The organism is Paenimyroides aestuarii, assembly GCF_024628805.1.
Classification (GTDB): Bacteria; Bacteroidota; Bacteroidia; order Flavobacteriales; family Flavobacteriaceae; genus Flavobacterium; species Flavobacterium aestuarii_A.
In genome coordinates, this window is sequence record NZ_CP102382.1 from 2,000,201 (window position 1) to 2,012,398 (window position 12,198).

A 12,198-nucleotide genomic window follows, 5' to 3' on the forward strand; every position below is an offset into this window, starting at 1 on the left:
ATTCTATAATTTAAGCGGTTTTTTTTTAATAAAAAGTTTACTCCTTAATAACTTTCGTTGGGTTTTTGTCTTTATCCAAAGCAACAAATGTAAATTCGCCGGTTATTGCTAAATAGCGTATATCGGTGTACATTTCTTCGATATAAATTTCAACCGAAACCTTTAAGCTTTTATTGCCAACTTTGGTAACTTTTCCAATCAATTCAACGATGGTTCCTGCTGGAATGGGTTTGGTAAAATCGATTTTGTCCGATGAAACGGTTACCATCATTTGTCTTGAAAAACGTGTTGCTGTAATAAAAGCCACTTCGTCCATCATGTGCATGGCGGTTCCGCCAAACAGCGTGTCGTAATGATTGGTTGTATTTGGGAAAACCGCTTTAAAAATACGGGTTTCGCTGTTTTTTATTCGTTGTTCTATTGTCATTTTTAAGGATTGTTTTTATGCTTCGCAACTTGTACAAGTAACTAAATTATTTACAAATTCTTTTGATACACTCTGGCTGCGTTGATAATACAATGTTTTAACACCCAATTTCCAAGCTTCTATTAATAAGCGATTTACTTCTTTTACAGGAAGGTTTGACGGTATGTTAATGTTTAAGCTTTGTGCTTGATCAATGTATTTTTGGCGGATAGATGCCTGCAAAATAATTTCGTACTGACTGATTTCTTTAAACGTTTTAAAAACATCTTTCTCCTCTTGATTCAGCTCTGGTAGATGTTGCACGCTTCCGTGATTCAGCATAATGCTTCTCCAGGTTTCTTCGGTGTCAAGACCTTTTTCTTCTAAGAGTGCTTTCAAATATTTGTTTTTGCGCATAAAGTTTCCTTTTGCCAAACCAGCTTTGTAATAATTGCTGCTAAAAGGTTCAATTCCAGGAGATGTTTGTCCTAAAATAGCAGATGAAGATGTTGTAGGTGCAATTGCCAATAAGGTGGTGTTTCTGCGCCCGTATCCTTTTAAAACTGCTGGTTCGCCGTAAATTCGAGCTAAATCTTGAGACGCTTTTAAGGCTTTGTCTTCTATCTCTTTGAAAATTTGATTGGTAAGCATTTTAGCTTCTAAACTTTCAAACGAAATCCTGTTTTTTTGTAGATACGAATGCCATCCCATAACACCTAAACCCAGTGCGCGGTGGTTTTTTGCAAAATCATGTGCCGATTTTAAGTAATAATTTCCTTCGGTTTTTGCTGTAAATTCACTGATTACGGCATCTAAAAAATAAGTTGCCAATTTTACAGCTTCGGTATCTTTCCATTCATCATATAATTCTAAATTCATCGACGATAAACAGCAAACAAACGATTCTTCTTTTGATGAAGGCAATGCAATTTCAGAACAAAGGTTACTTGCGTAAATTGGCATTTCTTTGTCTTTATACACCTCTGGTTTGTTGCGGTTCACGTTGTCTGTAAAGAAAATATATGGCAATCCTTTTTGCTGGCGGCTTTCTAGAACTTTCGCCCAAACTTCTCGTTTTTCTTTGTCGCCATCAATCATATCTTGCATCCAATAATCGGGTACGCAAACACCTGTAAATAGATTCTGGATGGGATTTCCGATGTTTTTTATATCTAAAAATTCCTTAATATCGTCGTGATCAATATCCAAATAAGCAGCAAAAGCACCACGGCGCACACCGCCTTGCGAAATGGTATCCATCGCCGTATCGAACAATTTCATAAAGCTTACCGCACCACTACTTTTGCCGTTATCGGTGACGGCACTTCCGCGTTCGCGCAATTCACCAAAATAGCCACTGGTACCGCCACCAATTTTAGTTTGCATAATCACTTCGCCCAATTTGTGGGTAATTCCTTCGATATTATCAGGAACATACACATTGAAACACGAAATGGGTAAGCCACGCTCAGTTCCCATATTTGCCCAGATAGGTGAGGATAAACTCATCCAACCTTTTTCAATCATTTCAATGAAAGCTTCGGCCAATTCGGGTTTGTATAATTGTTTTGCTGCGGCATTGGCAACGCGCTCAATGGCTTTTTGTGGAGTTTCGCCTTTTAAAAGATATCCGCGGTTTAATATTTGTTCGCTTTCTTCGTTAAGCCACCATAGTCTTTCCATAGTTGATTTTATTTTTAAATGTTCGATCGATCCAAGATTTAACATTCTTAATCGGTGAATCAATTGATATGTGTAATATAATTGTTTGATGTTGCTTTAAAATAAATCGTCGGCAGTAATGCTTTTGTCGTGTTTGGTATAATCAACCGGACGTTTTGCAAAGAAATCGTCTAAACTGTTTGCAAAAATTTCTTCTTCAAACCAAATCATGGGCTGGTAAGCGTCATCGCTCACAAAAAACAATTTCTTTAAACCAATTTTTACCATGCTTTCATCTAAACGAAACTTCATAAAATTCAATAAATTGTTCTTAGAAATGGTTTCCAATTCGCCAAATTCAAAAATCCAATCCAGAATTTCACTTTCAATTTCGATTGATTCTTTTACAATTTGATTGATTTCTTCTACCGTGGCATCATCAAAATAATCGGGAAACTCTTCTTTTATTTTATTGATGATATAAATCCCGGCATTGGCATGAATTTGCTCGTCAACAGATGTCCATGCAATAATATTACTTACATTTTTCATGGCACCTTTGAAGCGCGTAAACGATAAAATAATGGCAAATTGACTAAAAAGCGATACATTTTCAATTAAAATAGTAAATAAAATCAGTGATTTTAAGTAATCTTTCTTATCTTCTGCTTTGGAGTGTTTTAAAGCATTTGATAAATAATCGATGCGTTTTTTAATCACTGGAATCTGTACCACGTTTTCAAAAGCATTGTTGTAACCCAAAACCTCTAACAAACGCGAATAAGCTTCAGAATGACGAAATTCGCACTCGGCAAACGTGCTCCCCAAACCATTAAATTCTGGCTTTGGTAAATGGGTGTATAAATTACCCCAAAACGTTTTTACATTTACTTCGATCTGTGCAATTGCCAGCAAACTGCGCTTAACAATTTCTTGCTCGATAGGCGATAAATGTGAGTGGAAATCTTGAACATCGGCAGTAAAATCTACTTCGGAATGCACCCAAAACGATTTGTTAATCGCATTGGTAAACTCTAAAATCTCTGGATATTCAAATGGTTTGTAATTAACACGTTTAGAAAAAATACTCATAACTTTTAATTTTTATATGGAACAATAAAGAAGTAAATTTTATAGAAAACGTCCATATAAAAAGAAAGAGTTCTAGCCATTTACTTTTAGGTGCGAAAAGCAACGCTGTATTTTTACGAGAGGTCTGACTCACAAGTATTACTACTTATTTACAGTTGCGCAACAGTTCAAGGTTTTCACTTGATTCTCTATAAATTGTAAAAATAGTTATGCCAAAAATACTTTATTAAATGCTATTTTGTATGTTTTTTAACCATTAAGTTATGAACAATTTTTGTTAATATTGTTAGTTGTTTGATTAGCAATGGTTTTCAATTATGAAAATTAATACTTAATTTTTGTTTTCAAAATTTGTAAACTTTTTTAATTTTTATTTTTGTTAGTATATTGATATATAATTTGTTGAAGTGTTTTTTTTGTCAACTTTTATATTTTTTGAATTATAAACACTTGTTGATAACTTTTCATCTTTTTTTTAAATATTTTAATTTTGTAATATAAAAGTTTGTATTTTTATGGTTCGAACAATTGATGTAAAAATAGAATTTACTTCCTTGTTTTTGAAGAGATTAAACAGAGAGAAAAATTTAAAAAATATACTATGGAATTAGCACCAGACGTTTTAGAGGCAAAAAAAACGTACACTAATGAAGAAGCAGTAAAAGCTTCAACAGCATACTTTAAGGGCGATGTATTGGCAGCAACTGTTTTTGTGAATAAATATGCATTGAAAGATTCGCAGGGGAATATCTATGAAAAAACACCTGATGATATGCATCGCCGTATTGCATCAGAAATTGCTCGTGTAGAGGCAAAATATGCCAACCCAATGAGCGAAGAACAAGTTTTTGACTTAATTAAGAATTTTACCTATATCATTCCGCAAGGAAGTCCAATGACGGGTATTGGAAATCCGTTTCAAATTGCTTCCTTATCAAACTGTTTCGTGATCGGAAACAATGGGCAAAGCGATTCGTATGGCGGTATTATGAAAATTGATCAAGAGCAAGTACAACTAATGAAGCGTCGCGGTGGAGTAGGGCATGATTTGTCACACATTCGTCCAAAAGGTTCTCCAGTGAAAAATTCTGCTTTAACATCTACAGGTTTGGTTCCTTTTATGGAGCGTTTTTCCAACTCAACCCGCGAAGTAGCCCAAGATGGTCGTCGTGGAGCATTAATGCTTTCGGTATCGGTGAATCATCCCGATGCAGAAGGTTTTATTGATGCGAAACTAGAACAGGGAAAAGTAACCGGTGCAAATGTTTCTGTTCGAATTGACGATGCATTTATGAAAGCTGTTCAAAACAATGAAGTTTATACCCAAAAATATCCGATTTTCTCACAAAATCCAAAGTTTTCTAAAGAATTGAATGCTGCAGAATTGTGGAAAAAAATCGTACACAACGCATGGAAATCTGCCGAACCAGGGATTCTGTTCTGGGACACCATCATCAACGAATCATTGCCAGATTGTTATGCCGATTTAGGTTACAAGACATTATCAACAAATCCATGTGGTGAAATTCCTTTGTGTGCTTACGATTCGTGTCGTTTGTTGGCAATCAATTTGTTCTCGTATGTAGTGAATCCTTTTACTGCAGAAGCGTATTTCGATTTTGAATTGTTCAAAAAACACGTAGCAATTGCACAGCGAATGATGGATGATATTATTGATTTAGAATTAGAAAAAATCGATGCTATCATTGAAAAAATCGACGAAGATCCAGAAGAAGCAGAAGTAAAACGCATTGAAAGAAATTTGTGGATTGAAATTCGCAAAAAAGCAGAAGAAGGCCGCAGAACAGGAGTGGGAATTACCGCAGAAGGCGATATGTTGGCTGCATTAGGTATTCGCTATGGCTCTAAAGAAGGAAACGAATTCTCTGTAAACCTACATAAAACATTGGCTTTAGCAGCATATCGTTCATCAGTAGAAATGGCGAAAGAGCGTGGTGCTTTTGCAATTTACGATGCAAAACGCGAATTAAACAACCCATTTGCGCTGCGTATTAAAGAAAACGACCCAGAATTGTATAACGATATGCAAGAATATGGACGTAGAAATATTGCCTTATTAACCATTGCGCCAACAGGTTCCACATCGATCTTGTCGCAAACCACATCGGGTATAGAGCCAGTTTTCTTACCAGTTTATAAACGCCGTAGAAAAGTAAATCCAAACGATAAAGATGTTCGTGTTGATTTTGTAGATGAAGTAGGAGATTCTTGGGAAGAATATGTGGTGTTTCACCATAAATTTAAAATGTGGATGGAAGTAAACGGTATAGATACCGATAAAAATTACACACAAGAAGAAATCAACGTTTTAATTGAAAAATCACCTTATTACAAAGCCACTTCAAACGATGTAGATTATATTAGTAAAGTAGAAATGCAAGGTGCTATTCAAAAATGGGTAGATCACTCTATTTCTGTAACCATTAATGTACCAAATGATGTAACCGAAGAATTGGTAGGTCAATTGTATATGAAAGCTTGGGAAGTAGGTTGTAAAGGGGTAACAGTATATCGCGACGGTTCTCGTTCAGGTGTATTGATTTCAAACGACAAAAAAGAAGAAAAGAAAACCGAAACGGCAGCAGAAAACGAAGTTTCGTTCCCAACAAAACGTCCACAAATTTTAGAAGCAGATGTAGTTCGTTTTCAAAACAACAAAGAAAAATGGATTGCATTTATTGGTAAAATAGACAACCATCCCTACGAAATTTTCACAGGTTTAGCCGATGATGAAGATGGAATCTTAATTCCGCGTTGGGTAAACAATGGGTTTATTATTAAAAACCGCGATGAAAACGGAAACTCTCGATATGATTTTCAATATGTAAACCAACGTGGTTATAAAACAACAATTGAAGGATTATCTTATCGATTTGACCCTGTTTTCTGGAACTATGCAAAATTAATTTCGGGTACCTTACGCCACGGAATGAAAATTGAAAACGTAGTAGATTTAATCAACTCATTACAGTTAGATAACGAATCAATCAACACATGGAAAAACGGAGTGGCACGCGCATTAAAACGCTTTGTGCCAGACGGAACCGAAGCCAACGGACAGAAATGCAGCAACTGTAATTCCACCAACTTAATGTATCAAGAAGGTTGCTTAACATGTAAAGACTGCGGATCTTCTAAATGTGGGTAATCATTCAATAATAAAAAAAGGAGCTTTATAGTTCCTTTTTTTGTATATTTAAACAAAAACCATGAAAAAATGTTTACTTCTTAGTACCCTCTTTTTAGGCTTAAATATTTATGCACAAAAAGAATGTGATGCTTTCAAATTAGAAAATGCAACTTTAACAACCGAAAACCAATATTTAAAGAAGATACTCGATATCAATAAGCCAATCGTAGAAGTTGAAAAAGACAATTTGCTTTTTCAAATTACAGATATTAAAGGAAATTCTAAAGATAAAAACATACAAATCACGTTTTTAGTAGCAACTAAAACCGAATATTTAAGCTTATATTTAAAAGATTTTTCAATAATTGATTTAGAAGGAAATGAATACAAAGTAGATTTCATAAAATCAAGCAGTGCCAATACAGAATTGTCACAAAATGTACCATTGAAACTAACATTTTTGTTCAATGATATAAAAAACCAACCTCTTTTCTTAAAACTTCTAAAATTTAAAGTAGTTTCTAAAACAAAGAAATATGCAGTAAACGGCTTTAATTCAAATTTTGAATTTCGCGATTTAAAAGTTAGATGGAATTAACAGAAATTTCGCATAATATTTCATAAAGTCAATGCCTTTTGCATTCGCTTTTTTCGTAAATTTGCAAACTGAAAATGTTCAATTTATGATGTTAGATCGTTTACAATATGTAAAACAACGTTATGATGAGGTTTCTGACTTGATTATTCAACCAGATGTTATCGCCGATCAAAAACGTTATGTACAATTAAACAAAGAATACAAAGACTTAAAAGCCTTGGTTGAAAAACGCGAGGAATATATAAACGTAGTAGGAAATATCGACGAAGCCAAAGAAATCATTGCCGATGGCAGCGATGCCGAAATGGTTGAAATGGCAAAAATGCAGTTAGACGAAGCCCAAACACGCTTACCCGAACTAGAAGAAGAAATCAAGTTTATGCTGATTCCAAAAGATCCGGAAGACGCTAAAAACGTGATGGTTGAAATCCGTGCAGGAACAGGTGGTGATGAAGCATCTATCTTTGCCGGCGATTTATTCCGTATGTACACCAAATATTGCGAAAACAAAGGCTGGAGAACATCGGTTGTAGATTTAAACGAAGGAACATCGGGCGGTTTCAAAGAGGTTATTTTCGAAGTAACCGGCGAAGACGTTTACGGAACCTTAAAGTTCGAAGCAGGCGTTCACCGTGTGCAACGTGTACCGCAAACCGAAACCCAAGGCCGCGTGCACACATCGGCAGCAACGGTTATGGTTCTACCCGAAGCCGAAGAGTTCGACGTGCAAATTGATATGAACGATGTGCGTATCGATTTCTTTTGTTCATCAGGCCCCGGAGGTCAGTCGGTAAATACCACAAAATCAGCTGTTCGTATGACCCACATTCCTACAGGTTTGGTAGCGCAATGCCAAGACGAGAAATCGCAACACAAAAACAAAGACAAAGCTTTAACCGTTTTGCGCTCCCGTTTATACGAAATGGAATTAGCCAAAAAGCAAGAAGAAGACGCGAAAAAACGTAATTCCCAAGTATCATCAGGCGACCGTTCCGCTAAAATTCGCACCTACAACTATCCGCAAGGGCGTGTTACCGACCACCGTATCGGTTTAACCATCTACGATTTAGACGGTGTGATGAACGGAAACATTCAAAAAGTTATCGATGAACTGCAACTTGTAGCAAACACCGAAAAGTTAAAAGAATCAGAAGTATTTTAATTTACTATATTTGTAAGCCTCTATCAAAGAGGCTTTTTTTCTATTATAAAGCATAAACATTAGGCAATTTTTTCACATCGTCCCGCTTTCGTTCATAGCTTTGTTCCACAAAGGCTAATCCACTCAATCGGGGCTAAAACCAAACATTTTGCCTATTTTTAAAGTTTCAATAAAATGACAACAAAACAACTTTACGAGCAAATTCAGCAAAAAAAGTCATTCCTTTGTATTGGTTTAGATGTAGATTTAACCAAAATTCCACATCATTTATTAGCCACCGACGATCCCATTTTCGAATTCAACAAAGCCATCATCGATGCCACACACGATTTATGTGTATCCTATAAACCCAACACCGCTTTCTATGAAGCCTACGGATTAAAAGGTTGGCAATCGTTAGAAAAAACAATCAACTACATCAACGAAAACTATCCCGATATTTTCACCATTGCCGATGCAAAACGTGGCGATATTGGCAACACTTCCACCATGTATGCCAAAGCTTTTCTAGAAGATTTAAACTTTGATTCAGTAACCGTTGCCCCCTACATGGGCAAAGATTCCGTAGAGCCTTTTTTGGCATTTGAAAACAAGCATACCATTTTGCTGGCTCTTACATCAAACGAAGGTGCATTTGATTTCCAAACCAAAGAAATAAACGAGAAACCATTGTATCAAACCATATTAGAAACATCAAAGAACTATAAAAACAGCCAAAATTTAATGTATGTAGTTGGTGCAACAAAAGCCGATTATTTCAAAGAAATCAGAGCCATTGTTCCCGATGCATTTTTATTAGTTCCCGGCGTAGGTGCACAAGGAGGTAGTTTAGTAGATGTGTGCAAATTTGGAATGAACAAGCAAGTTGGCTTGTTAATCAATTCATCGCGCGGAATTATCTATGCATCAAATCAACAAGATTTTGCCGAAGCAGCCCGAACCGAAGCATTGAAATTGCAAAAAGCCATGGAAATAATTTTAGAACAAAACTAAAATGATTACAATAACCGACGATTTAGGAACCATACACCACTTTGAAGTAACTCCCAAACGAATCATTTCATTAGTGCCATCACTCACCGAAACCTTGTATGAATTGGGATTAGAAGACCAAATTATTGGAATAACGAAGTTCTGTGTGCATCCATATCATTTAAAATCGGTAAAAATAAATGTGGGCGGAACAAAAAAAGTACATATCGAAAAAATAAAAGCACTAAATCCTGATGTAATCATTGCCAATAAAGAAGAAAATACATTGGAAATAGTGAATAGCTTAAAAGAAATTTGCCCTGTTTTTGTAACCGATATTGTAACAGTTGATGATACATTGAAAACAATTACCGATTTTGGACAGCTTTTTAAACGAACTACCGATGCCAAAAAGTGGATGGAAAAAATACAGTTTGCCCATGCCGATTTTGAACGTTTTATGGAAACGAAGCAATGGCAAAAAGCAGCGTATTTAATTTGGCGCGAACCTTATATGGCGGCAGGAAGCGAAACATTTATAAACGAAATGCTGAAACTGAACAAATTTGAAAATATTTACGAACAATTTGAGGGGCGATACCCTGAAGTAGAAATAAGAAAAATGCGTATTCAAGGCGATCCAGAATTGGTTTTGCTTTCCTCAGAGCCTTATCCTTTTAAAGAAGAGCATGCATTTGAAATTGGAAGAGCCACACATCACGCAAAAACCATATTCGTTGATGGTGAAATGTTTTCTTGGTATGGCACACGTTTGTTTAAAGCTTTTCAATATTTTAAAGCCTTACAAAACCGTATCGCAGAATAAAAGAAACTGAATCCGAAATGGATTCAGTATATGCTTAATCATGTTCCGGCCAAACTAATTTATCGGTATTGTATCCAAAACTTTGCGCTTTTAAAACAAAATATTGCCTGATAACATCTGGAATTGTTTTTTCGCGAGACAAAATCCACATATAATCGGTATTGCGTCCAAAAACCAACGCATACTGATAATCGCTTGTAATTTCAACCACGTTGTATTCATCATAGAATGGTCCCCAGAATGATACTTTTAAAGCACCTGTATTCTTTTTTGCAGGTTTTGCTTTTCCTTCAGCAACTTCCCATTCCTCTTTAATGTAATTCCACCCTTGGTTTACCACTTTGATGGAATGATCTTTATTTAAACTGTAGTGGGCAGTGGTATTGTTCAAGTTTTTTTCATGACGAAAATCTAGTCGGGCAATTTCGTACCATCTACCCAAATATCGATTCAAGTCAAACGGGGTCACCACCGTAATATCACTTTTTTTCTTTTTATTTTTGAGCGCCAAATAAGCAATAGATCCAATGCCTAAGGCACCTGCTGTGAGTAAAACATTCTTTTTTTGCATAACTTTTTCTTTTAAAAGTACAAATAAAAAACGCCAAATCAAAATATTGTTTTGAAATTGAGCTGATAGGTTACGGCTTTTTCCTTCAAAAAAACATAAATTTGTACAAAATCGAAACATGAAAAAAGATTTAATTTTACGAGAAAAATTAGCCATTAAACGCACGCATTTAGCCAATCAAACCACATTACTTGCATTTTTGCGAACCGCAATGTATTTCTTTGTAGCGGGCTTATCGATCAATGAATTTTTAATTTTTGATAAAAATCATTTGGTTGCAATGGGTATGTATATATTTTCGTTACTCATTCTTTTTTATGGAGGAATTAGTTTTGTGAAGCAGCGCAAATGGATTTCGGAGCATGAAATTCACATTGGCGATTATAAATTAGCATACGAAAAGGAATAAATTATGAGTGTAGCAGCATTATTATTAAAGCGTAAACAAGAATTAGCAGAAAAAAATAAACGCGAAGGCAATGTTTATCGGGAAACTTTTACCCAGCTAGAAGGAGTCACCGTACTTCCAAGTGGTGTTATGTATCGAATAACTGAAGAAGGAACGGGAATTTGCCCCACTCTTGAAAGCAAAGTGCGTTGCCACTATCACGGAACCAATGTCCAGGGCGAAGTATTTGATAGTTCTGTTGAAAGAGCAAAACCCGCCGATTTTCAAATTAATAAATTAATAAAAGGTTGGCAGGAAGTAATGCCATTACTTAAAGTAGGCTCTAAAGCTGAAATAGTAATACCGGCCGAGAGTGCATACGGCGAAGAACAAATTTCAAAAGAAATAGGACCAAATAGTACGCTGGTTTTTCAAGTAGAATTAATAGGAGTTTTGTAAAACAGAGGTCAGAATAATCTGACCTTTGTTGGTATAACTGATACTAAAGGCTTGTACAAAAAACGATCAATCCACATTGCTACCTTGTTGTTCATCTTCTATAAAAAGTTGCACTTTGCTAACAATGCTGCGCAGGATTTCTTCTCGTTTGTTTGCTGTTCCAATTTCCTGAATAGACAGTTTATTTGGTAAGGTGGCAATGTCATTCGTAAGTTGTTTTGCCATGATATTTACTCTAATACCCACAATTGCATCTTCGGGAACATCTTTGAAAACATTGGTTAAATTGGTTCGCCAATCAAAACCCTTTAAATCTTGAAAGCGATCCGCATTTATGGTCATAAAAACCGTTTTTACTTTGTCAACAATCTCAATTTCGGTTTTAACCTCTTGTGCATGAACAGCAGGAATTCCTGCTAAAAAAAGTGCCAATACTATTAATTTTTTCATGATTCAATTCTTTTTTTATTAAAGGTATAAAAAAAAGATGAAAAAACCGCATAAATATGCTAGTGTTAATAATCCAATAACAAAATTTATTGTTGAATCTTTGTAATTGTTCCTTTTTGTTTGTTAACATCGCCCACAATACTATATTCAAAGGTATAGCCGTTAACAGTTGTCGTCAAAATTTTCATTTGAACAGCTTTTTGTTCAGACATATTTCTTGGATTGATTTTTTGCAATACATATTCGCAATCATTAACCCAACGAATACTTGCCGTATCGGTTCTTCCGTTATATGTTTCAATTTCATACATATCTGTGCGAACAAAAGTAGAAGTGTGTTTTTCACCATTGATTTCTTGTTCAAACAAAAAAGTTCCGGTTTTAAAGTCGGTGCACTTTCTTTCTTGATTGTAGCAACTTGCCAGAAAAACCGAACATATTAATATACATAATTTCTTCAT

At 35.3% G+C, this 12,198-nt stretch carries 13 protein-coding genes; 7 read left to right on the forward strand and 6 right to left on the reverse strand.

Going from position 1 to position 12,198, the window contains the following annotated elements:
* Positions 1–37: 37 nt before the first annotated feature.
* Genes NPX36_RS09610 through NPX36_RS09620 form a run of 3 tightly spaced genes read right to left on the reverse strand, consistent with a single transcriptional unit; the run spans position 38 to position 3,160 of the window.
* Entirely contained in the window at positions 38–427 is a 390-nt protein-coding gene (locus NPX36_RS09610) for an acyl-CoA thioesterase (protein WP_257498509.1), read from the reverse strand.
* A 15-nt stretch (positions 428–442) separates the two neighbouring features.
* On the reverse strand, positions 443–2,134 hold the full coding sequence (locus NPX36_RS09615; RefSeq protein WP_257498510.1) for a ribonucleoside-diphosphate reductase subunit alpha: 1,692 nt from the start codon (positions 2,132–2,134) through the stop codon (positions 443–445).
* A 51-nt stretch (positions 2,135–2,185) separates the two neighbouring features.
* Entirely contained in the window at positions 2,186–3,160 is a 975-nt protein-coding gene (locus tag NPX36_RS09620) for a ribonucleotide-diphosphate reductase subunit beta (protein ID WP_257498511.1), read from the reverse strand.
* 601 nt (positions 3,161–3,761) lie between these two features.
* On the opposite strand from NPX36_RS09620, the gene NPX36_RS09625 reads away from it, so the two are divergent.
* From NPX36_RS09625 to NPX36_RS09645, 5 genes are all read left to right on the forward strand, one after another.
* Positions 3,762–6,329 (forward strand): adenosylcobalamin-dependent ribonucleoside-diphosphate reductase, encoded by a 2,568-nt coding sequence (locus NPX36_RS09625; protein ID WP_257498512.1) that lies wholly within the window; start codon positions 3,762–3,764, stop codon positions 6,327–6,329.
* A gap of 61 nt (positions 6,330–6,390) precedes the next feature.
* On the forward strand, positions 6,391–6,909 hold the full coding sequence (locus NPX36_RS09630; protein WP_257498513.1) for a transposase: 519 nt from the start codon (positions 6,391–6,393) through the stop codon (positions 6,907–6,909).
* Positions 6,910–6,997: 88 nt separating this feature from the next.
* The gene (prfA, locus tag NPX36_RS09635) at positions 6,998–8,071 is read left to right on the forward strand and encodes a peptide chain release factor 1 (protein ID WP_257500739.1); all 1,074 of its coding nucleotides are present in this window, start codon (positions 6,998–7,000) and stop codon (positions 8,069–8,071) included.
* 174 nt (positions 8,072–8,245) lie between these two features.
* A complete protein-coding gene (gene pyrF / locus NPX36_RS09640) occupies positions 8,246–9,064 on the forward strand; it encodes an orotidine-5'-phosphate decarboxylase (protein WP_257498514.1) in 819 nt (272 codons plus the stop codon).
* Position 9,065: 1 nt separating this feature from the next.
* Positions 9,066–9,869 (forward strand): ABC transporter substrate-binding protein, encoded by an 804-nt coding sequence (locus NPX36_RS09645; protein WP_257498515.1) that lies wholly within the window; start codon positions 9,066–9,068, stop codon positions 9,867–9,869.
* 34 nt (positions 9,870–9,903) lie between these two features.
* Here NPX36_RS09645 and NPX36_RS09650 read toward each other — a convergent pair whose 3' ends face one another.
* A complete protein-coding gene (locus NPX36_RS09650; protein ID WP_257498516.1) occupies positions 9,904–10,440 on the reverse strand; it encodes a lipocalin family protein in 537 nt (178 codons plus the stop codon).
* A gap of 118 nt (positions 10,441–10,558) precedes the next feature.
* Here NPX36_RS09650 and NPX36_RS09655 point away from each other — a divergent pair, with 118 nt between their 5' ends.
* On the forward strand, positions 10,559–10,849 hold the full coding sequence (locus NPX36_RS09655) for a DUF202 domain-containing protein (protein WP_257498517.1): 291 nt from the start codon (positions 10,559–10,561) through the stop codon (positions 10,847–10,849).
* A 3-nt stretch (positions 10,850–10,852) separates the two neighbouring features.
* Complete coding sequence (locus NPX36_RS09660) at positions 10,853–11,287, forward strand: FKBP-type peptidyl-prolyl cis-trans isomerase (protein WP_257498518.1); 435 nt, start codon at positions 10,853–10,855, stop codon at positions 11,285–11,287.
* 66 nt (positions 11,288–11,353) lie between these two features.
* Here NPX36_RS09660 and NPX36_RS09665 read toward each other — a convergent pair whose 3' ends face one another.
* Positions 11,354–11,737: a hypothetical protein gene (locus NPX36_RS09665; protein WP_257498519.1), complete on the reverse strand. Its 384-nt coding sequence runs from the start codon at positions 11,735–11,737 to the stop codon at positions 11,354–11,356.
* A gap of 86 nt (positions 11,738–11,823) precedes the next feature.
* Positions 11,824–12,198, reverse strand: coding sequence for a DNA topoisomerase IV (locus NPX36_RS09670; RefSeq protein WP_257498520.1), 375 nt, complete (start codon positions 12,196–12,198; stop codon positions 11,824–11,826).

Bases quoted from the DNA above. Each gene is read 5' to 3' on its own strand.
- NPX36_RS09610 (WP_257498509.1), bottom strand. From the start codon at position 427: ATGACAATAGAACAACGAATAAAAAACAGCGAAACCCGTATTTTTAAA.
- NPX36_RS09615 (WP_257498510.1), bottom strand. From the start codon at position 2,134: ATGTTAAATCTTGGATCGATCGAACATTTAAAAATAAAATCAACTATG.
- NPX36_RS09620 (WP_257498511.1), bottom strand. From the start codon at position 3,160: ATGAGTATTTTTTCTAAACGTGTTAATTACAAACCATTTGAATATCCA.
- NPX36_RS09625 (WP_257498512.1), top strand. From the start codon at position 3,762: ATGGAATTAGCACCAGACGTTTTAGAGGCAAAAAAAACGTACACTAAT.
- NPX36_RS09630 (WP_257498513.1), top strand. From the start codon at position 6,391: ATGAAAAAATGTTTACTTCTTAGTACCCTCTTTTTAGGCTTAAATATT.
- prfA (WP_257500739.1), top strand. From the start codon at position 6,998: ATGTTAGATCGTTTACAATATGTAAAACAACGTTATGATGAGGTTTCT.
- pyrF (WP_257498514.1), top strand. From the start codon at position 8,246: ATGACAACAAAACAACTTTACGAGCAAATTCAGCAAAAAAAGTCATTC.
- NPX36_RS09645 (WP_257498515.1), top strand. From the start codon at position 9,066: ATGATTACAATAACCGACGATTTAGGAACCATACACCACTTTGAAGTA.
- NPX36_RS09650 (WP_257498516.1), bottom strand. From the start codon at position 10,440: ATGCAAAAAAAGAATGTTTTACTCACAGCAGGTGCCTTAGGCATTGGA.
- NPX36_RS09655 (WP_257498517.1), top strand. From the start codon at position 10,559: ATGAAAAAAGATTTAATTTTACGAGAAAAATTAGCCATTAAACGCACG.
- NPX36_RS09660 (WP_257498518.1), top strand. From the start codon at position 10,853: ATGAGTGTAGCAGCATTATTATTAAAGCGTAAACAAGAATTAGCAGAA.
- NPX36_RS09665 (WP_257498519.1), bottom strand. From the start codon at position 11,737: ATGAAAAAATTAATAGTATTGGCACTTTTTTTAGCAGGAATTCCTGCT.
- NPX36_RS09670 (WP_257498520.1), bottom strand. From the start codon at position 12,198: ATGAAGAAATTATGTATATTAATATGTTCGGTTTTTCTGGCAAGTTGC.